A 20,816-nucleotide genomic window follows, 5' to 3' on the forward strand; every position below is an offset into this window, starting at 1 on the left:
AAGCCTTAACCCACAACTTGTGGAATTAAATCGACCATGCGAAACGTAAAGTCCATGAGCTGCTGTACCAGCCAGTTGCCGCCCCAACTGAGCGCTAACAGGGTTACTAGTAGGCGAGGCAGAAAGCTCATTGTCTGTTCGTTAATACTGGTTGCGGCTTGAAATACCGCTACGACAAGACCAACAATGAGGCTCGGTACAATTACCACCGACACGAGTACAATTACCATGTACATGGCCTCACGGAGTATTTCGACAAAGACTTCTGGTGACATAAGCCCTCCTAGACGCCCATACCGAAGCTGGTGGCAAGGGTACCGAAAATAAGATTCCAACCATCAACTAACACAAACAACATAAGTTTAAACGGCAGCGATACAATCATGGGTGACAACATCATCATACCCATTGCCATTAGAATTGACGCTACAACTAAGTCTATGATCAAAAATGGAATGAACAACATAAACCCAATTTGAAAAGCGGTTTTTAGCTCACTGGTTACAAAAGCTGGGATTAGAATAGTTAAGGGGACCTCTTCAGTATCGGCATATTTGCCTTCATCACCAGCGATGCGTACAAAGGTCTCTAAGTCTTTTACGCGAGTTTGCGATAGCATAAACGCACGCATAGGCCCTTTGGCCTGTTCAAATGCCTCTTTACTGGTCATAGCCTCATTAAGGTAGGGTTGTAATGCTCTTTCGTTCACCTCTTCAAAAACCGGCGCCATAATGAACATAGAAAGAAACAAGCTTACGCCAATGAGGATCTGATTTGAGGGTGACTGTTGTAACCCGATAGCCTGACGTAAAATGGACAACACCACGATAATGCGCGTAAACGAGGTCATCATCATGATAAATGCAGGTATTAGACTTAGCGCTGTCATGATAAACAACGCTTGTAATGTCATGCTGTAGTCTTGGGTCCCATCGTCATTGGTGGTAACGGTAACGGCAGAGATACCTTGTTGTGCGTATACTGGCTCTACCATGAAAAAAAGAGCAAATACGGCAAGAGTTAACAACGCAAACTTACGCATCGGAAGATTCGTCCTTTTGATTTTTTTTATTGATCTCAGGGTTCAATTTGCCTGCCATCGCAGCGACCAACTTTTGTTTAAAGGCGTCACCGCCCCCTGCTGCAGTTGTCCCCATCCCTTTTGACGGTACGTCCAGTTTTTTTTCCAACTTGCTTAAATGGGAGATATTGTGACTGGTAACGCCGATAAGGTGCTGTTCATCCCCAACTTGAATGACCATGATTTTTTCTTTGGCACCAGCCACCATGCTTGCTACCACTTTCATTTGCCCACTGCCCATGGCGGTGACATTAAACCGACGCATTATATAAGCAAGCGCAAAAATAATAGCGACGACCAGTAAAAGCGATAGAAAAATTGACAGTACCGATGTGGGATTGGTAATGGATTGGGTAGATTGGGCGCCAGCGACTTGGCTAAATAACAGGGGCAGCATTGCGCAACCCCTTAGTAAATAAGAAGTTTTATCTGAGCTTCTTGATTCTCTCAATTTGACTAATAACATCCGTTAATCGAATACCGAATTTGTCGTTGACTACTACTACTTCACCATGAGCAATCAACGTGCCATTTACTAAAACATCTAATGGCTCACCGGCAACACGATCCAGCTCCACCACAGAACCCTGGTTCAACTGTAGCAGATTTCGAATACTAATTTGACTACGACCTACTTCCATCGAAATAGTCACCGGAATATCTAAAATAGTATCCAGCTTCTTTTTCTCTTCCTGAGTAATAGGAGCATCATCGGTCAACTCGTCTAGTTCAGCAACCTGAACGTCGCCGTTGTCGCCATCTTGTTCAGCTTCTGACTCGGCTTGTTCGGCCATTGCCGCTGCCCAATCGTCCATACCGTCTTCACTCATGGGAACTCCCCTTTACCTTACAGGTCTTCTTCGAGTACTTGTAGCTCGGCATCATTATCAATAATGCGCCCGCCACGGGTTAATAACTGTAGCTCAGACTTCACAGAAGTCGGTCTTGCAATTTTTTCTACTATTTTCAGTGCCAGGTTATCGCGCGAACGACCTAACTTCGCTCTGAACGTAGGTAAATCTTCAATGAGCACCGTAATCGTCTCGGGCATCTCAACCGGGATAATATCACCGGGTTTAAATTCCATGACTTCTCTTAGTGGTACATTCACATCAAGCATGTGCGTGGTCAGCGCCACTTTCACATCCATAATTTCATCACGCAGCGCCTTGCTCCAGCGCAGATCCGTGTCTTCTTTATCGCTTTGCACACCGGCGTCGAGTAATTCTCGAATAGGCTCTAGCATTGAGTATGGTAGTGACACGTGGAAATCGCCACCGCCACCATCTAGCTCAATATGGAATGAGCTGATTACAACCACTTCGGTAGGACTAACAATGTTTGCCATGGCAGGGTTTACTTCTGAATCAAGATATTCAAAAGATACGTCCATAACCGGTGCCCATGCTTCTTTATAATCTTCAAAGATGATTTTAAGCAGCATCTGAATAATGCGGCGCTCAGTTGGTGTGAATTCACGGCCTTCAATTTTTGCGTGATAACGTCCGTCACCACCAAAAAAGTTATCTACCAAGATAAACACCAAGCGGGCTTCCATGGTGATAAGCCCCGTGCCTTTTAAGGGACGAAAACGAACCATGTTAAGACTGGTAGGCACAAATAGCGTATGAATATATTCGCCAAACTTAATCATTTGAATACCGTTTATCGATACTTCAGCAGACCGGCGCATCATATTGAACAAGCTCACTCGCATGTGACGAGCAAAACGTTCATTCACGATTTCCAGCGTAGGCATGCGCCCACGCACAATTCTATCCTGTGAGGAGAAGTCGTATTCTAGTGTAGACGCATCGGAATCGCCTCCACCGCCAACTTCATCTTCCTCGACATCATCTACCCCGTGTAACAGGGCATCGATTTCGTCTTGAGATAATAAATCACTCACAGTATTTACCTATTTAAATGTGTGATTAGCCACTTGAGAATTGTCACAGCGTTACTGCATGACAAAGCCAGTGAAAAGCACACGTTCGACAACATCTTTGCCTTCAATTTCTTGGAGTGCTTTTTGCACTTCACTCACCGCTTGCTCGCGCAATTCAATTTTGCCAGCTTCGGTAATAAGATCGTCTGCATTTGACATACTAAATGCCTGAAGCAAGGTCCCTTCAATTAACGGAATATGTGTCTTTGCCAATTCTTCGTTATCGGAGCCTCGTACCAAAAGCTGAACTTTAATTTGCACAAGTCTGTCTCGGCCACTTCCCGGCACATTGAAAACAAACGGCCTAGGCATGGCAACATAAAGCGCGGTACCCATTTCTGCTTTACCACCAGCTGTCGCGCTCGCGGGTGCTGCAGCGGCATCGGCTTCAGCAAGTTGTTCGGCTGCTGGCTCATCACCACCGGCAAACAGCAAAAAGTACGCCGCGGCACCACCACCCACTAAAACCACCGCAATAATGATGATTAACATCATCTTGCTTTTGCCTTTACCACCTTCCTCTACTTGTAATTCTTCTTCAGCCATGTGCAACTCATCAATTAAAACGCGAAAAACCGTATTATCGGGTTTCGGCCAAAAATGGCAATGTTTTACCCGTCAAATACTCTGTAAGCAACACCTCAAAAATAGCAGTTTGCGCGCAGTATAACCATGCTACCAATTGCTAACGCATATCAAGCGGACAAATTTTATGCATAAAAATCGATACCGCCTTTTAACTCTCGCGTAACAGACTGTTCAATCACGCTGGTTTCACCCATTTCGTCGTTCATACCGTCATTAGTTCCACGGTTTCCTCGACCCGATGAACTTCCGTCATTGTTGTTTGCAAGTTGCTGGCCATTTTCACCGCTTGAAGAATTGTCTTTTCTTACCTGCGCATCACCTAACTCGATACCCTGTTCTTGCAACATATCCCTTAGCTTAGGCATTGCATCAGCTAGGGCCTCTTTGGCCTGTTGCGATTGGACAATAAAACTTACGCTTGCGGCATCACCTGCCACATTTACGCGAACCTGCATGCTGCCAAGTTCAGGTGGGTCAAGTCGAATTTCGGCCATGGTATTGCGCGCGTTTACCATCCAACGAATCTTCTCATTGAGCTGTTGCTGCCCTTCAGGCTTATGAATATTAACAGCTTTGTCGAAACCTTCGAACTGCTGTTGTGATTTTGACGCTTCGGCGCGCAGCTGATTGTTTTCGTTCATAACAGTATCAACTTGTGCCAATTGCCCCTGCATTACCTGATGAACACTTTGCTGTGTTGTATTCATCAACTGTAGAAACTGAGAAGCCTGACTATCTACACGCGCTGTTAAGCTTGCCGCCACATCAGATGATACCGCGGCTTCTTTAGCAGCATCCGCAACAATGGCAGACAGGTCAATTCCAGGCTCTCTGCCTTGCTGAACTTGCTGCTGGAATTCGTTGATGCCCGCAATAATATTGGCCTTAACACTTTGCTGTTGAGCACCGTTTGGCATAGTCGCCACTATTCGGTCAGCTAACGCTTCAGTAGCCTTTTGCGCAGTTTCTGAAGGAAGCTGAGCAATTGCATTGAGTAATGTACCCGCAGCTTCATCAGCCCCTATCGACACGCCATTTGCATTGTTTTCATTGCCTGCTTTAATTTCGCTACCACCGCTCTGTTTACCGTCTGTTGCTTTGGCTTGTTCAGTTGCTTGCGCTAGCAATGCATCCAAACGGGTAGCATTATCACTCCCCTGTGCCCCTGCACTCGTTTCACTACCGTCGACATTAGCAGCCTGTTGAATAAGGCTAAGAATAAACTCTTCTTCAGCGGTAAGGCTCAACGACTCAGAAGCGTCATCTTCGACGATTCTTGTTTCAGCGGTACTCGTTGCTTGACTAGACTCCGTCTTTTCCGTATTGAGTAACTGTGCAATTAGCGAAGCTAAGTCATCTTCGTTTTTTAAGTCAGTATCGGTGTTGGTAGTGAGCTCACTTTGAACCGCTTGCAGCTCATTGTGTTCAGGAGCACCGTCTTTGCGGTTACTACCTCGCAATAAATCACCTAACGTACGCAGTGTATTTAACAGTTCATCCCCCACAGCATTTAATGACTCACTGTCGCTCGCGCCTTGCTCCTTAGCGGTTTGCAATTGTGACAATAAATGCGCCAAGACAGAGTCAACCGACTCGCTATCTACGTCTTCAGGCAGCTTCCAAAGTCTGTCACTCTCCTTAACTTTTATAATGCCATCCAGATCAGTTGCGCTGGTTACATCGCTTTGTGATGACTCGCCGGCAGCGCTGTCTTTTTGGCGATTAGCAATGGTTTCCACATAAGCTATCCAGTCGGGCTCTCCCGACTCTTCTTTATCTGGCTTACCGTCGGGTGTACCAGGCGTAGTGATGACGCCAGCATCAGGATCTTTTTTCCCATCCTCACCCAGAATATACGTTGTCTCGGTACGGTGACTAACGACGACATCCCCCTCCACTTCAAGCGCATCCTGTGGCTGAACGACATCTTCGCTTTCATTGTGCTGCGCTAGCTCAGGCGATTCTGAGTTGTCTTCTACAAGCGTGTCGTGCGCTGGCTGAGCCTTTACTTCTGTTTCGTGAGTTGGTGTTGGTGTTGGTGCGTCTGAGACCTTCTCGTCACTTGGTAAATTGGTATGCCCAGCATCCTTGTCCTTTCCTTCGCGAACTACAGAATGAGTTGTATTTGCAGGTGTATTTGAGGACGGTGAAGTTCGCTTTGGCTCTGCCTGGTTTGCCTGAGTTTTTGCAACTTGGTAAAGACTATCAAACCCATTGCCTTTTTGGCTTTCGGCTTTTCCGTCAATTCCAGCTTCAACAGCTTGAGCTGTGCTGCTTGCAGCAAAAGGCAAAGCGGCAATGTCTGTTTTCTGTGCGGCAACTTGTTGCATAATCTTCTACCGTCCTACTTAGATAGCACTTTTATAAACGTGTGGTAACAGCGTTTGAAAGGCATTTGTACAATATATACAGGCGCTTACAATAAGGTACTGCGCCCGACTTGGCGCTTTGCGGCCATACCGCAAAGACTTATCCGTTTGTTCTTCGTAATGGTTTCAATAATCGTCTTTAAAGAGGCACTGCAAAGGGCGCGCCAACTGGTATTTAAATGGGAGAGCGCCATCAAAATCACATCAACATAGGTACGAATAGTGTTATAAATCAGTAAAATAGCAAGAACTTTAGAAAGGCGAATTCTTGGCGCGATAAAAGCGCTGGGTGGCAAACTCGTCCATCATTGCTTGCTCTTCCTTTGCCGCTTTGCGTTGTGCTGCCACTTTCTTTTTATCCAGCAGTAAATTAACGGCCTTTACCTTTTGCTGCTGCTTAAGCCACATCTGCTTGCGCTGATCTGCCGCCATTTTCGCTCTTGCAATAACTTGCATCTGTTGTTCACACGCTTTGTCTAATTTGCCCACAAATGACAGATGTTGCTGGTAGTAAGTAGCCGTTACACCACCTTGACCTGTTTGTTGAATGCCTTTTATATAGTCGATGCGGTATTGTTCGAGACTAGACAGTTTTTGCTTTTGTTGATTTACATTTTGCTGAGCTTGTTGATAGAAACGCGCCTCACGTTCTTCTTTTTCTTTTTCAAACTCTGCAAGACGTTCTAGTTGTTTAGACATAGCGAGTCACAACTTACCCTTAACCTTGCCCAAGGCCTTTGGCAAGAGCAGCCATACCTTCCAAACTTTCGTCATAAGGCAGTACTTGCTTCATACCCTGCTGCAAAAACGCATTAATCGCCGGCTCTGCACGGATTGCTAAGTCGATGCGAGGATCAGAGCCCTTCGCATAGGCGCCAATTGAGATGAGATCTTGGTTTTGCTTGTAGTTCGAGTATACCTGCCTAATTCTTCGCGCCATTAACTGATGCTCTTCACTTACCACCATAGGCATTACGCGGCTAATCGATGCTTCGATATCTATCGCAGGATAGTGACCACTGTCCGCTAAGGTTCGTGACAGAACAACGTGACCATCTAAAATGGCACGCGCGGCATCGGCAATAGGATCTTGGAGGTCATCACCTTCTGTCAGTACGGTGTAAAACGCCGTTATTGAACCTTGTCGCTCACTCCCATTCCCCGCACGCTCCACCAGTGCAGGTAAACGTGCAAACACTGATGGCGGATAGCCTTTCGTTGCAGGCGGCTCACCCACAGCAAGCGCTATTTCACGTTGCGCCATGGCGTATCGCGTCAATGAGTCAATTAATAAGAGTACCTTCATGCCTTTGTCGCGAAAATACTCGGCGATAGTCACTGCTGTTTCACAGCCCTTTAGTCGCATCAGTGGGGAGGTATCGGCCGGCGCTGCAACAACCACTGCCCGTTGTCGTTCTTCTTCGGTTAAAATTTCATGGATGAACTCTTTTACTTCTCGTCCCCGTTCGCCAACAAGCCCAACAACGACAACATCGGCTTCGCAGCCTCGCGTCATCATGCCAAGCAAAACACTTTTACCAACACCACTACCGGCAAACAGCCCCATACGTTGCCCAACGCCCACGGTATTAAGGGCGTTGATTGCCCGCACGCCAACATCCATTGGTGTATTAATGGGGCGGCGAATAAGCGGGTTCATAGGTGGGCGTGTCGTCGGCGCGCGAGCTTCTGCCTCAATTGCACCTAAACCATCAAGGGGTTGGCCATTTCCATCCACTACTCGGCCGAGTAACCCCATGCCAACAGGTAATCCGCTTTGTCGATTAAGCGGCATAACGCGGCTACCTGGCACAATACCGCGCACGGCTTCAGTGGGCATTAGATAGGTGATGTCATCGCCAAAGCCAACAACTTCAGCTTCAATTTCGCCTTCGATGGTCTGTACCAAGCATTGACTTCCAACCGGTAATTGGCAGCCAACCGCTTCTAGCGTTAGTCCTATGCCTCGCACTAATTTGCCAGCAGCGACCACGGGAGGAGAGGTAACCTGTTTGGTCAATGACTCAAAATGATTGTGCCAAGGGCTAGTCATCTGATAGACCTTGGTTTAAAAGGAATTGTTCGATAACGTCGCGACAGCGCCGTTCAATCGACACGTCAACCGCATTATGAGCTGTCGCAATGTCACAACCTCCCCGTTCCATTGCCGCAGACTCGATAAAGTTCCAGCCTTTTTTTGCAATCTCTTCTTCACCAAAATGCGCTTGAACAACGGCGATATCTTCAGGGTGCATGTGTATTTGATATTCAGTTTGGTTGATAGGAAGCGCTTTAATCCCTTCACTCAATGCTTGCTGGATAACCTGCGTGTTAGTGGTAACTTCTGTTTTAATCACCGCTTTAGCCAATGTAACTGCGAGTTTTACAAGCTGATCACGGGTTTCATCATTAACTTGCGATAAGGGATCATGAAGTTTCTCCGCCAATAGTTGCCACACCTCAGCTTGAGTAGCAACTTGCTGCCTTCCCTCTTCAAGCCCTTGAGATAGCCCTTCTGCCTGACCTTTCTCTACCCCTTCGGCGTACCCTTTTTCTAATCCTTCGGCTTTACCTTCATCAAAGCCTTTTGTCTTACCCTCTAGGTGTCCTTCGTCGAAAGCTGCTTGTCGAATAGCTTCTATTTCTTGTGCCGTGGGCGGTAAGATCTCTTCCTCTTCTTCGGGGGGCTCGTATTTCCAATCAGAACGGCGATTTAACGCATTAGTGGGTTCGTTATCTCGTGGCGCATGAGGATCGTCCACAAAAGGTAAATCCCACTTTTTAGCTTCACTTGCTTCGCTTTCTGAAAAACTTTTCTTTGCCGTCATTCTTTTACCTGACTGTTACGCCGTGGCACTCGCCCAGTTTGACTAGTTACCCACCACATCTATCCGCTTACAGGAATTCTTCGCCGCCACCGCCGCCAAGCATAATTTCACCAGAGTCAGACAGACGACGAGCCACAGACAAGATTTCTTTTTGAGCGGTTTCCACTTCACTAATACGTACAGGACCGAGTGCTTCAAGGTCATCGTTAAGCATCTCAGCAGCACGTTTAGACATGTTACGCATAATCTTTTCTTTAAGCTCTTCGTCTGCACCTTTAATGGCTTTAAGTAGCGCATCTTGTTGTACTTCCCGCAAAATGGCTTGAATGCCTTTATCATCAACATCCACCAAGTTGTCAAAGACAAACATAAGGTCTTGGATTTGCTGGCTCATTTCTTCATCTTGCTCACGGATAGCATCCATTAACTGCCCTTCGATTGCAGTATCTAGGTAGTTCATGATGTTGGCCGCCGACTTCAAGCCGCCCATTTTGGCTGCTTGTGTACCCGCTTGACCCGCAAACTGTTTCTCCATAATTTCGTTCAGTTCTTGTAGTGCCGCCGGTTGAACTTCTTCAAGGTTAGCAATACGCATGAGAAGGTCTAAGCGCACTTTCTCTGGGAACTGCGCCAAAATTTCTGCACTTTGCTCTGGCTCTAGGTAAGACAATACAATGGTTTGGATCTGCGGGTGCTCATTTCTAATGATGCTGGCAACCTGCTTCGAATCCATCCATTTAAGTGAATCAAGACCTTTGGCACCGCTTCCCATCAATATTTGATCAATGAGGTTAGCGGCTTTATCTTCACCAAGTGCCGCGGTTAGTGCCCGTTTAACAAAGTCTTGGCTTTGGAAACCAATGGTGCTGTAGTTCTGAATTTCTTCGATAAAGTGTTTGTGTACCGCAGTAATTTTAGTCTGCGTCATATCATCCACTTTGGCCATTTCAGTACCCAGTTTCTGTACTTGCTTTGGCTCTAAGTGTTTTAAAATTTGCGCCGCATCTTCTTCAGACAAACTCAATAGTAAGATTGCAGCTTTTTCGACGCCTTCTAATTTACTGACGTCGTATGACGGTTCTTCAACATTGGCGAGTTCTTCAGCCATAATTAGTCTCTCACTACTCGTCTTGCATCAACCAGCCCTTCACGACTTGGGCTGAGAGTTCTGGTTCATTCGCTACAAGTGCTCTTACCGCTTTAAGCACATCTTCATCTTTATGTAGGTCTGGCAACATTAACGAGCCATCCGGTGCAAAGCCAACTTGACCTTCATCGAATTCTGAAGTCAGCATGCTTATTGTATCATCACCAAGATCTAAACCTTCATCCGCATCAAACTCTTCTGCGTCATTCGACTCATCAGGGTTAATTAAGCGGCGTAGCATTGGACGAATCACAAAGATGATAAGTACTATTATAACTAACCCACCAATAACTAGCTTAAGAATTGGTAGAAAACCTGGCTGCTCCCACAAAGGTACATCTTCTATCTCGCCTGCATCCATACGAGTAAAGGGTACGCTTACCACTTCTAGCGAGTCACCTCGCGTTACATCAAAGCCAATACCGCCTTGTAATAATCTGCGAATATTAAGTATTTCTTCCTGCTTACGTGGTGTTGGCGTTATCGCACCATCTTCACCTGCAACTTGCGTGTAATCAACAGCTACAGATACACTAAGTCTACGAATAACACCCGTTTGTTTTTTAGTATGGCTAATTGTGGTGTCAAGCTCGTAGTTACGGGTTGATTCTTTGGCTGTTCGCCCTGGCATGGTCTGCTGACTGGCTGAGCCTGCATTTTCTGGAATTGTCGAGTCTAATGGCGGTTGGTTTGATAGTGCGCCTGGAATGCCACCAACACCGCCACCCACACTATTTTCTTCCATGATCATTTCACTGCGCACAGCAGGTAAATCAGGGTTATAGCTACGTTGCGTTTGTTCCATGGCGGTAAAGTCCATGGTGACATCAGCTTGCGCGGTATAATTGCCAATGCCTAGTACGGGAATAAGAATGGCATCGATTTTTTCAAGATATTCTTGTTCGCGCTGACGTTCAATTTCATACTCTTTACGCGCTCGTGCACTCATCGAGTCTTGTGAGCCAGAGTTTAACAGGCGACCATTGCTATCGGTCACCGTTACTTTTGACGGCTCCATGTTTTGGACTGCTGATGCAACAATATCAACCACCGCATCTACTTCTTCACCGGCAATCACTGAACCGCGTTTTGCGGTGAGTACAACGGTAGCTGAGGCCTTTTTCTCACGGCGGGCAAACACATTCTCTTTTGGCATGGCCAACAATACTCGCGCCTTTTGGATACTCGCGATGTCTTCAATAGTTGAGGCAATCTGCTGCTCTCGAGCATGTTTGAGGCGTTCCATTTCTACACGTTGGCTTACCCCAAAGCCCATGTCTTGCATTATAATGTCGGTACCCGAATCCCCCGCTTTAGTAAGCCCTTGACGCGTCATACCTAGGCGGATGTTCTGAAACTCATCACTACGCACATAGACCGTGTTACCCTCAAGCTTGTAGTCAATCTGATTGGCGTCCATGTAATCGAGGGTTTCTATTAGCTCTTGCGTCTCCATTTTAGCAAGTGGACGATAGTCGGGTTCTTGAGACCATATGAAAACAAAGATTGCGATGGCAACGCAGATAACCAGCACTACCACAAGCGCCACTTGGCGCATCATGTCTGTACTGCCCAAGGTGTCCATAAAACCAGATTTGTTTTCTGGCTCGTTGTCTGCAGATTGATGTTGATCTGGAATAGTTAAGTTTGTACCTGTTGCTTCAGCCATAACCTACCCCATTTATACCGGCATATTCATTATTTGTTTGTAGGCATCAAGTACTTTGTTACGCACTTGTACAGTCGCTTCAAAGGCGATACCAGACTTCTCTTTAGCGAGCATGACTTCTGCCAAACTTAGGCTCGGATCACCCATTTCGAAACGCTGTTGCATGTCTTTTGAATTCAGCTGCATGTTATTGACGCCGTCTACCGCATGCTTGAGCATGGTGGCAAAGTCGCTTGCCGATGAGTTAATTTCATTGAGCTGCTGAGGCTCATTAACTTGAAGACGAGTTTGCCCAATCATGTTTTGCATTTCTTGATACAAACTGTTGGCTTTAACGTCCATAACCACTCCTAGAGTTCTTACACAACACGCCGCTGCTTTGGCGAATTCTTTTTAGATAGGAGAGATTTAGCAATCACCTTGCCAACTTTATTTGACCATATAAATCAACAGCTTAAACTTTAAAAACTGAAGAATGCCAAATTTATGACACGACAATGGAAGAAACAACAAAAAACCGCCGCCCAGTAAACTACAAAGGCGACGGCCGGCTATGAAACCAGTAAAAAGGTGCAACACAATGGCTATAGCCATTGTGAGTGAGGTATTACACTAAGCAGGCACGTCGATACCATCCTCTCTCATACGAGCAAGTTTGTAGCGCAGAGTTCTCGGGCTAATACCCAGCTTTTCTGCGACATCTTTTCGCTTACCATTACAAGAGACCAAGGTATCGAGGATAATTTGATGTTCTTGATAGCGAAGCTCTGAACCTAACTTATTGTCTTCAACCTGCTCTTGAGTCGTATCAATAGTTACCTGAATATCCTCATCAATCATGAGATCGCTGGCGTCAATTTCGCCGTTCTCGCATAAGATGAGGGCACGCTGAACTACGTTCTCTAGTTCGCGAACATTGCCCGGCCAACTATACTGGCTAAGCTTATTTCGGGCTGCCGCACTTAATCTTATTGTACCCAAACCTTGTGATGAGGCGTGTCTATTCACTAGATGCTCAGCCAGCGGTACTATGTCACCGGGGCGCTGAGCGAGTGGACGCCACTCAATTGGAAATACATTTAAGCGGTAATATAAGTCTTCTCTGAACTCACCTGCGTCTACCGCTTTTCTTAAATCTCGGTTGCTCGTGGCGATAACTCGCACATTCAATTTTACGGTCTTACGCCCACCAAGTCGCTCAACCTCGCGCTCTTGTAATACTCGCAATAGCTTTGCCTGTAGCGCTAAGTCCATTTCGGTGATTTCATCTAATAACAACGTGCCGTCTTGAGCTTGTTCAAACTTACCAGGACACGCCTGAATAGCGCCGGTAAACGCCCCTTTTTCGTAACCAAAAAGGGTTGCTTCCAACATATTTTCCGGAATTGCGGCACAATTGATAGCAACAAACGGTGCCTCGCAACGGGGTGATTGGTCGTGAATGTAACGTGACAACACTTCCTTACCCGAACCACTAGGCCCCATAACCATGACAGTTGCATCAGATTTAGCCACTTTGCATGATAGTTCGAGTAATTTGAGACTTGTTGGGTCAGCAACAATTGGCGTGCGCGATTCTATCTTTTGTGCTGGCGCGTAACGTCCAACTAGGTTAAGTAACACCTCAGGAGCAAAAGGTTTTGATAAATAATCTGTGGCCCCATCGCGCATTGCTTGCACTGCATCGTCAATCGTCGCATAAGCCGTCATCAATAAGACAGGCATGTTGGGAAACTTTGCTTTTATACTTTTGAGCAACGTTAAACCGCTCATTTCACCCATTTGGATATCACTGACCACAAGGTCAACGTGGCGTGAAGACAGCACCATCAGCGCGGCTTCTGCACTGTCTGCATCTACAACGTCATAATTCCCCAACAAAAGCGTATCAAATAGTGCCTCTCTGAGGCCTGCGTCATCTTCTACAATCAAAATGGTTGTTTTAGACATCATTATCTCCTGATACTTATGCTACTTGCGTCATGGTATGACGTGTATCTATGGGTGGATTGCACGGAAGCGTTAACGAAAAGCAAGCGCCGCCATTTTTTACGTTGCTCACACTCAAGCTTCCGTTATGTGCAGTAACAACAGATTTCACTACCGCCAAACCAAGACCAGTTCCATGCGTTTTGGTAGTAAAGAAAGGTTCGAATATTTTTCTTTGTAGTGAGCGAGGAACACCTTCTCCGCGGTCAGTGACAGAAACGGTTAACTGACCATTGCGGTGGCAGGCCTCAATACTGATCATTTCGTTTTTGGGCGTTACTTGGCTGGCATTGTGGATCAAATTTAAAACAGCGCCTTGTAATGCCGTCAAATTACCTGTTATTGATATGTCTTGATCAAAACCTGAAAAAGATAACGTTTGAGCGTGTTGAGCTGCCATAGTATTGGCACTCCCCTCAATAGCGGCGAAAAGCTCAGCGAGCCTTATCTGCGCGACCACTTGCTCTTCACCAGATTTAGCAAATAGCAGCATGTCGTTCACCTGACTCTCGAGCTCTTTTAAGCGGTCTGACAACTTATTTGCAAACTGAGTTTGTGCCTCTGCCGCTAGACCTTTTCGCGTGAGGTTTGAGGCATACAACATGGCAGCAGAAAGTGGTGTTCTTATTTGGTGAGCCAGTGATGCCACCATTTTTCCTAATGAAGACAAGCGCTGCATGTGACTAACACGCGCTTGTAACTGCCGTGTTTCAGTCAAATCGGTAATAACTATTAGCTGGCCCGGTTCATTTTCAAGGGGTGTTATTGAAAGCTTTACCCGACGTCCGTCAACCAGTGATACTTCATGGCCATCGTCAGCACGCGGCTTAAATGAACGGGTGATGATGCTACGCCAAACCTCTTCTTCAAGGGGTTCACCTAACAAGGCTTTAGCTTGCTCGTTGGCTTGACGGACAATACCTTTACCGTCAATAACGATGACGCCTGCAGGCATTACTTGCAACAAATGCTCTAAACGAGATGCTTGCAGTCGTAACGACGCAATATCATTAGATTTCGAGCTACACTTACCGCTTTGCGCAATCGCACTGTCAATTTCATCGTGCAAAAAACGATTTGCTGAATAGTCGGTTGTATTGTGTGTGCCTTCAAAAGCCATATTACCCTCGTCAAATTGCAGACGCTATTGAGATATGACTGGATAAAGCAGAAGATGTGCCAAAATTATTTACACAATAATTTCAACAAGATAAGAAAGAAATTAGGGAATAAAGCGTAACGTCAAAACCCTGACGTTACGCATCTTCAGTGCGTTGGATATCGTACTTGCGCATTTTCTCAACAAGTGTAGTACGTCTCATGCCAAGTTTGTCGGCCGCACGAGCCACCACCCAATCCTGGTTATCCAAGGCTTGGCGAATAAGGTTAACTTCAAGCTCTGACAAGTACTCTTTAAGATTAACACCTTCTTCTGGAAGTGCTGATGATATCGTGCTGTTAGGCGCAACATCTTCATTGCTGCTATCTGGCTCTTCTTCAGGTTCTTGTGCAGCGGCTTCGGCGAACAAAGCATTGAACGCTTCGCGCTCAAGGATCTCTTCTGGATAATCAGGTTCGTAAGCTTGCACATCGCCGTATTGGTATTTTTCGGGTAGATCAGCAATATCGACAATTTGCCCAGGATACAAAATAGTAAGGCGCTCAACTAAATTAGACAGTTCACGTACATTACCTGCCCATTCATGCTCCATAAGTGACGCTATTGCATGTTCAGTAAACCGAACGCCTTCTACACCATCACCTTGAATGCGACTATTAAGCTCTTGTAATAATAACGGAATATCATCTTTCCGCTGACGAAGAGCAGGAGAGTCAATTGGGAAAACATTTAAGCGGTAATATAAATCTTCACGAAACTTATCTTCGCTAATCATGTTTTCTAGATTGCGGTGGGTAGCGGCGATAATACGCACGTTACACTGTAGAGGTTTATTCCCACCTACTCGCTCATAAGTGCGCTCTTGCAATACTCGCAGTAGCTTGACCTGCATCTGCATTGGCATATCGCCAATTTCATCGAGAAATAGCGTACCGCCCTCAGCAAGCTCGAAACGCCCTTTCCTAGCACTTATCGCACCAGTGAAAGCGCCCTTTTCATGCCCAAACAATTCACTTTCCAGCAGCTCTCCGGGAATAGCACCGCAGTTAACGGGTATAAACGGGCCATCTTTACGCTCAGATAAAAAATGTACGTTACGGGCAACAACCTCTTTACCTGTGCCCGATTCACCGAGAATAAGTACGGTTGCATCGGTTGGCGCAACTTGCTCAACTAAGCGGCGTACAATTTGAATTTGCTCACTTTTACCCACCAAACTTCTAAACAAGCGCGTTTTCGCCCCTGAAGAACGTGAAAGGCCAGGCTTACGTCTTGTGTATTCTTGGCAACGGTGTATTGCCTGTGTCAAAACTGGGTAGGTAAGAGGTGTTGCTATTACACTCACTAAATTGCGATATGCAGATGCTTGGCTATTACTTTCTACCAAAGCCACAAAAGGAATATGAGGGAATTTTTCAACAAACCCTTTCACCACTTGGCTCGACGTGTACTCAATAAGCACCGCATCAGCCCCACTATCTTGCAAATACCGCTCACCCTCATTAAAACTGCGAGCCTGGCATGACTCGCCCATGAAGGTAACGATAGTTTCCAAGTTTTGAATAAGTTCCTGGTTGTCACTAACCAGCAAAATGTTCTTCATCAATTCCCCGAGAACGCTTTGTTATTATTTACAGTTTAGCGCATTTACAAATTGTAACGGCAAAAGATCGCAGCGCAACAGCTGAATGAGGAAATTTACCAATAAAAAAAGCAGGTTGCCCTGCTTCTTTCGAATAATATTGAAAAATAATGCGTTAATTTAGCAGTGCAAGAACCTGACCTTCTTGCTGATTTGCTTGCGCTTGAACAGATATTGCTGCTTGTCCACGCACGTCATTAGCCGCTCGCTCTGAGGCGGCTTGTGCATAGTCTAGGTCTTGTAGCCGGCTTCTTGCTTCTGCTGTATTAACATTCGCTTGTGTAAGGTTACGAGCAGTACTTTCAAATCGATGTTGCACTGCACCGAGATCGCCACGCGCACCGCCAACCACTTCAATTGCATCGTCGGCTGCACTAAGTGCATCTTCAACACTTGTACCCGAGGTTATGTCGATTGACAGAACACCGCTTAGTTGCGACGCGATATCTTGAGTATTAATGCTAATCGATTGACCACCATTTGCACCGGTTTGAAATGACAGTTCGCCATTATCAGAAAGTAATGGTTTACCAGCAAAGTTGGTTTGCTCAATGGTTTGGCTGATGTTTTCTTGTAGCTGTGTAATTTCAGATTGAATTGCGCGGCGATCACCGTCACTCAGCACACCATTGCCAGATTGCAAGGTTAATTCTCGAATACGATTTACATCGTCGTTAATGCTCCCCAAGCCACCTTCAGCCACTTGAGCTACGGAAATGCCATCGTAAACATTATTGATTGCTTGGCGATTGCCTTCAACTTCAGAAGTAAGACGGTCAATAATTTGCTGTGCCGATGCATCGTCAAGCGCATTGTTAACCTTTTTACCACTAGCAAGCTTCTCCATTAAAGATTCTTGCTTCTCCCGCACTTGGCCGAGAATAGAGGATGTTGAGCTGTCAATTTGCATGGCGCTTTCCTATATCAATTAACATTAAGAGTGTAGCAGAAAGCTGGACAAAATGTAGCCAACGAATCGTATAACAATGAATACCTTTAGATGCAAAAGCATAACCTCATGGAATTGATTGACTTGCCGATAAAATATTGGTGTACAATTTGTTTATTTTCAGAGAGTAGCGCTATGACGACTGTAGTTACCTATGGCACATTTGATTTATTTCATATTGGTCATGTGAGGCTTTTAAAGCGCCTGCATAGCTTAGGTGACAAGCTTGTCGTCGGACTATCCTCTGATGAATTCAATACCGTTAAGGGTAAAAAGGTTGTTATTCCTTATGAGGATAGAAAGGAAATCCTACTTTCTTGTCGTTACGTAGACAGCGTGTTTCAAGAAAACTGTTGGGAACAAAAGCGCGAAGATTTACAAAGAGAAGGGGCCGATATTTTCGCCATGGGTGATGACTGGATTGGTAAATTTGATGATTTGCAGGATATCGTCAAAGTTGTCTATTTACCGCGCACTCAAGACGTTTCAACCACAGAGTTAAAAACTGTCATCAGTGAAATCCAAAACGAAAAAATTCGCCAGCTACAAAGCCTCACTGAGCATTTAAATGCTCTAGTCAAGCGACTTTGATTAACAAAACGCTAGATTCAACCACGCCATTAAAAGTAGAGAAATAGAGCAGAAAAATATGAACGTAGCGATTATCCCTGCGCGAGGGGGAAGTAAGCGAATTCCTAAAAAAAATATTAAACCGTTTTGTGGCAAACCTATGGTCGCTCACGCAATAGAAAATGCGTTGGCAAGCCCCTATATTGATAAAGTTGTTGTTTCTACAGACGATGAAACAATCGCCAACGTAGCCGCTGAATATGGTGCCGATATACCGTTTATAAGGCCTGCTGAGCTGGCAGACGATTACACTGGAACCAGTCCTGTAGTTCGCCATGCGCTTAATGAACTTCTAAAAAAAGGCTGGGATATCAATTATTGCGCGTGTGTCTATGCAACATCTCCCCTCCTTACCACTTCATTAATCAATACGTGTTTTGAGATGCTAGATGGTGCTTTAGATGTAGACTATGTATTCACAGCTGCGCGGTTTTCATTTCCGATTCAAAGAGCAATATTACAAACCGAAAATGGCGGTGTTAAACCCTTCGACGAGTTTGGTATTACTCAACGCTCACAAGATTTACCTCCTGCTTTTCACGACGCAGGTCAACTCTATTGGGGGCACTATAAAACTTGGCTCGACACCAGCAAGCGTATTTTCGGCGCCAATTCAAAAATGGTCGTGATGCCTGATCATTTAGTACAAGATATTGATACCCCTGAGGATTGGGTAAGAGCCGAATTACTCTTTAAGTTAATGCAGACTGAGAGCCTTACGTGAAGGTTGTGGTTCGCGTAGACGGTACTGCTCAGATAGGATTAGGCCACGTTATGCGTTGCTTAACACTTGCAAACCAATTCCTTCCCCTCGCTCGTGTCACCTTCTTATCATGCCCTCTCCCTTTTGCGTTACATCAACAAGTAGAGCAAGCCGGAATTACTTTGTTAACTGCGCCACCATTAAATAGCAGTGAACAAAGTACTCGTTCAGATTGTCAGCTAGACGAGCAAGCCCAATACAAGCACGCAAACCAATGTATTGATGTGCTTTCACGAGCGCATAACAACAGCATCGATATTTTAATAATAGACCATTACCAACTGTCATCTGCATTTAGCACAGCAATGCGTAGGTGTAGCAAACATATCGTTGTTATCGATGATTTGGCCAATCGACAACACGATTGCGACGTACTGTTAGATCAAAACCTCTATGACAATTATGAAGTACGCTACGAGCAGCTGGTGCCTAGTCATTGCCACAAGCTACTTGGACCTAAATTCGCTATTTTACGTGATGAATTCTACTCGTCTTCTGTCATACCAAGAAAAGACAATCATTTTCTCATTTGCTTCGGTGGTAGCGACCCTTCAAACCTCACGGAGCGCGTAGTAGATACTTTACTTTCGTTAAAGTCCCTGACCATTTCGGCCGATATCGTGGTAGGCGCTGGATATACGCACACTGATTCGTTGAAAACAAAAGTGAGTTCACTGGCAAATGTTACACTTCACGTGGCATGTTCCTACATTGCTCAGTTGATGAAAACAGCCTCTACTATGATAGGAGCAGGTGGTTCGATGCACTGGGAACGTGCGGCGTCAGGCGTAGCGGGTATGATTATTACGCTAGCCGACAACCAAATTGAAACGACGCGCTGCTTACATAAGCAACAATGTTGTTTGTGGATAGGCAAAAGCGATGACGTTACTCAAGAAGACATTAGCGAAGCGATCAACTTTGCGATAAGTTCGCCCGAAAAAATGCGTAAACTCGCCGATAATGCGGCGTCGTTAATAAGCAGCAATAAAAATCCATCTTTTGTAGTGGATACTATATTGAACAGTATTAAGAGGTAGTCATGAATCCAATCACAATCGGTGATATTCAAATTGGTCTTGGGCGTGCGCCCTTTATCATCGCAGAGATGTCTGGTAATCATGGCCAATCATTAGATAAAGCATACCGCTTAATTGATGCTGCCGCAGAGGCGGGAGCACATGCAATAAAATTGCAAACCTATACACCAGACACCATTACATTAGATTGCCATGAAGGCGAGTTTTTTATCGAAGATCCCAATAGCCTTTGGAAGGGAAACTCTCTTTACAACTTGTATAAAGAGGCGATGACGCCATGGGAATGGCACAAAGAGCTTTTCGACTATGCAAAAGAAAAAGGGCTGTTGGCTTTCAGTACGCCTTTTGATTTAACCGCAGTCGATTTTTTGGAAACACTAAATCCTCCCTGTTATAAAGTTGCTTCTTTTGAAAACACCGACCACGCTATTTTGGCTGCGGTGGCAAAAACAGGAAAACCTGTGATTGTGTCCACCGGCATGGCCAGTCAATCTGAAATAGCTGAATCTGTAGAGGTACTTCGCGCCAATGGTTGCAAAGACCTTGTGTTACTCAAATGCACCAGTAATTATCCGGCGAACCCAGTAGACGCCAACCTAAAAACGATTCCACATTTAAGTGAACTCTTCGACTGTCAGGTTGGGCTTTCCGATCATACACCTGGCGTGGGTGTAGCTGTCGCTGCAGTTGCGCTTGGCGCGACCGTAATTGAAAAGCATTTTGTGCTTGATAGAAAGGGGGGTGAAGTCGACGCAGAGTTCTCGCTTGAACCACATGAAATTAAGTTATTGGTCGAAGAGACAGCCCGTGCCGCAGTGGCTATCGGCAAAGTAAGTTATGGCGCAACAGAGCGTGAAAAGGCCTCTTTAGTGCATCGACGTTCTTTATATATCGCCCAGGACATGAAGGCAGGTGACACACTTACGGCGGAAAATTTACGCTCCGTTCGTCCGGGACTTGGTTTACCGCCTAAATACTTGCCGCTCTTACTTGGGAAACAAATAAAATGTGATGCTCCTAAAGGGACCCCTATGAGTTGGGAGCTACTGTAAC

At 45.6% G+C, this 20,816-nt stretch carries 21 protein-coding genes; 4 read left to right on the forward strand and 17 right to left on the reverse strand.

The annotated features are described in order from the left end of the window. Positions 1 to 5: 5 nt before the first annotated feature. From fliQ to LHL20_RS03615, 17 genes are all read right to left on the reverse strand, one after another. The gene (gene fliQ, locus LHL20_RS03535) at positions 6 to 275 is read right to left on the reverse strand and encodes a flagellar biosynthesis protein FliQ (RefSeq protein ID WP_226432274.1); all 270 of its coding nucleotides are present in this window, start codon (positions 273 to 275) and stop codon (positions 6 to 8) included. An 8-nt stretch (positions 276 to 283) separates the two neighbouring features. After that, complete coding sequence (gene fliP / locus LHL20_RS03540; protein ID WP_159623489.1) at positions 284 to 1,042, reverse strand: flagellar type III secretion system pore protein FliP; 759 nt, start codon at positions 1,040 to 1,042, stop codon at positions 284 to 286. Beyond that, positions 1,035 to 1,478, reverse strand: coding sequence for a flagellar biosynthetic protein FliO (fliO, locus tag LHL20_RS03545; protein WP_226432275.1), 444 nt, complete (start codon positions 1,476 to 1,478; stop codon positions 1,035 to 1,037). Before fliO ends, fliP begins: the two co-directional genes overlap by 8 nt. 28 nt (positions 1,479 to 1,506) lie before the next feature. Beyond that, complete coding sequence (gene fliN, locus LHL20_RS03550) at positions 1,507 to 1,911, reverse strand: flagellar motor switch protein FliN (RefSeq protein ID WP_159623493.1); 405 nt, start codon at positions 1,909 to 1,911, stop codon at positions 1,507 to 1,509. Positions 1,912 to 1,928: 17 nt separating this feature from the next. After that, positions 1,929 to 2,990 carry a flagellar motor switch protein FliM gene (gene fliM, locus LHL20_RS03555; RefSeq protein WP_159623495.1) on the reverse strand — a complete coding sequence of 354 codons (1,062 nt, stop codon included), beginning with the start codon at positions 2,988 to 2,990 and terminating at the stop codon, positions 1,929 to 1,931. 51 nt (positions 2,991 to 3,041) lie between these two features. Beyond that, entirely contained in the window at positions 3,042 to 3,575 is a 534-nt protein-coding gene (gene fliL, locus LHL20_RS03560) for a flagellar basal body-associated protein FliL (protein ID WP_159623497.1), read from the reverse strand. Positions 3,576 to 3,739: 164 nt separating this feature from the next. After that, on the reverse strand, positions 3,740 to 5,947 hold the full coding sequence (locus tag LHL20_RS03565) for a flagellar hook-length control protein FliK (protein ID WP_226432276.1): 2,208 nt from the start codon (positions 5,945 to 5,947) through the stop codon (positions 3,740 to 3,742). A 291-nt stretch (positions 5,948 to 6,238) separates the two neighbouring features. Next, positions 6,239 to 6,685, reverse strand: a complete 447-nt coding sequence (gene fliJ, locus LHL20_RS03570) for a flagellar export protein FliJ (RefSeq protein ID WP_159623499.1) — start codon at positions 6,683 to 6,685, stop codon at positions 6,239 to 6,241. A gap of 19 nt (positions 6,686 to 6,704) precedes the next feature. Next, positions 6,705 to 8,039: a flagellar protein export ATPase FliI gene (fliI, locus tag LHL20_RS03575; protein ID WP_159623500.1), complete on the reverse strand. Its 1,335-nt coding sequence runs from the start codon at positions 8,037 to 8,039 to the stop codon at positions 6,705 to 6,707. After that, positions 8,032 to 8,814 (reverse strand): flagellar assembly protein FliH, encoded by a 783-nt coding sequence (gene fliH, locus LHL20_RS03580; RefSeq protein ID WP_226432277.1) that lies wholly within the window; start codon positions 8,812 to 8,814, stop codon positions 8,032 to 8,034. Before fliH ends, fliI begins: the two co-directional genes overlap by 8 nt. 67 nt (positions 8,815 to 8,881) lie before the next feature. Next, a complete protein-coding gene (fliG, locus tag LHL20_RS03585; RefSeq protein WP_202264183.1) occupies positions 8,882 to 9,922 on the reverse strand; it encodes a flagellar motor switch protein FliG in 1,041 nt (346 codons plus the stop codon). 13 nt (positions 9,923 to 9,935) lie between these two features. Continuing rightward, complete coding sequence (fliF, locus tag LHL20_RS03590) at positions 9,936 to 11,630, reverse strand: flagellar basal-body MS-ring/collar protein FliF (protein WP_226432278.1); 1,695 nt, start codon at positions 11,628 to 11,630, stop codon at positions 9,936 to 9,938. Between the two features lie 12 nt (positions 11,631 to 11,642). Next, positions 11,643 to 11,972: a flagellar hook-basal body complex protein FliE gene (gene fliE / locus LHL20_RS03595; RefSeq protein WP_159623504.1), complete on the reverse strand. Its 330-nt coding sequence runs from the start codon at positions 11,970 to 11,972 to the stop codon at positions 11,643 to 11,645. Between the two features lie 270 nt (positions 11,973 to 12,242). Then, a complete protein-coding gene (locus LHL20_RS03600) occupies positions 12,243 to 13,580 on the reverse strand; it encodes a sigma-54-dependent transcriptional regulator (protein ID WP_319003209.1) in 1,338 nt (445 codons plus the stop codon). Between the two features lie 16 nt (positions 13,581 to 13,596). Then, the gene (locus LHL20_RS03605; protein ID WP_226432280.1) at positions 13,597 to 14,739 is read right to left on the reverse strand and encodes a sensor histidine kinase; all 1,143 of its coding nucleotides are present in this window, start codon (positions 14,737 to 14,739) and stop codon (positions 13,597 to 13,599) included. A 136-nt stretch (positions 14,740 to 14,875) separates the two neighbouring features. After that, complete coding sequence (locus LHL20_RS03610; protein ID WP_226432281.1) at positions 14,876 to 16,342, reverse strand: sigma-54 dependent transcriptional regulator; 1,467 nt, start codon at positions 16,340 to 16,342, stop codon at positions 14,876 to 14,878. Between the two features lie 154 nt (positions 16,343 to 16,496). After that, positions 16,497 to 17,291 carry a flagellin N-terminal helical domain-containing protein gene (locus LHL20_RS03615; protein ID WP_226432282.1) on the reverse strand — a complete coding sequence of 265 codons (795 nt, stop codon included), beginning with the start codon at positions 17,289 to 17,291 and terminating at the stop codon, positions 16,497 to 16,499. A 108-nt stretch (positions 17,292 to 17,399) separates the two neighbouring features. On the opposite strand from LHL20_RS03615, the gene LHL20_RS03620 reads away from it, so the two are divergent. From LHL20_RS03620 to pseI, 4 genes are read left to right on the forward strand one after another with little or no spacing between them, the layout of a single operon-like run. After that, the gene (locus LHL20_RS03620; RefSeq protein ID WP_413228876.1) at positions 17,400 to 17,921 is read left to right on the forward strand and encodes an adenylyltransferase/cytidyltransferase family protein; all 522 of its coding nucleotides are present in this window, start codon (positions 17,400 to 17,402) and stop codon (positions 17,919 to 17,921) included. A 58-nt stretch (positions 17,922 to 17,979) separates the two neighbouring features. Continuing rightward, positions 17,980 to 18,684, forward strand: coding sequence for a pseudaminic acid cytidylyltransferase (pseF, locus tag LHL20_RS03625; RefSeq protein WP_226432283.1), 705 nt, complete (start codon positions 17,980 to 17,982; stop codon positions 18,682 to 18,684). Beyond that, a complete protein-coding gene (pseG, locus tag LHL20_RS03630; protein WP_226432284.1) occupies positions 18,681 to 19,763 on the forward strand; it encodes a UDP-2,4-diacetamido-2,4,6-trideoxy-beta-L-altropyranose hydrolase in 1,083 nt (360 codons plus the stop codon). Before pseF ends, pseG begins: the two co-directional genes overlap by 4 nt. Before the next feature lie 2 nt (positions 19,764 to 19,765). Next, positions 19,766 to 20,815, forward strand: coding sequence for a pseudaminic acid synthase (gene pseI, locus LHL20_RS03635; RefSeq protein ID WP_226432285.1), 1,050 nt, complete (start codon positions 19,766 to 19,768; stop codon positions 20,813 to 20,815). Position 20,816: the final 1 nt, after the last annotated feature.

Origin of the sequence: Alteromonas sp. McT4-15 (genome assembly GCF_020515205.1) — a bacterium.
In the GTDB taxonomy this organism is placed as follows: Bacteria; Pseudomonadota; Gammaproteobacteria; order Enterobacterales; family Alteromonadaceae; genus Alteromonas.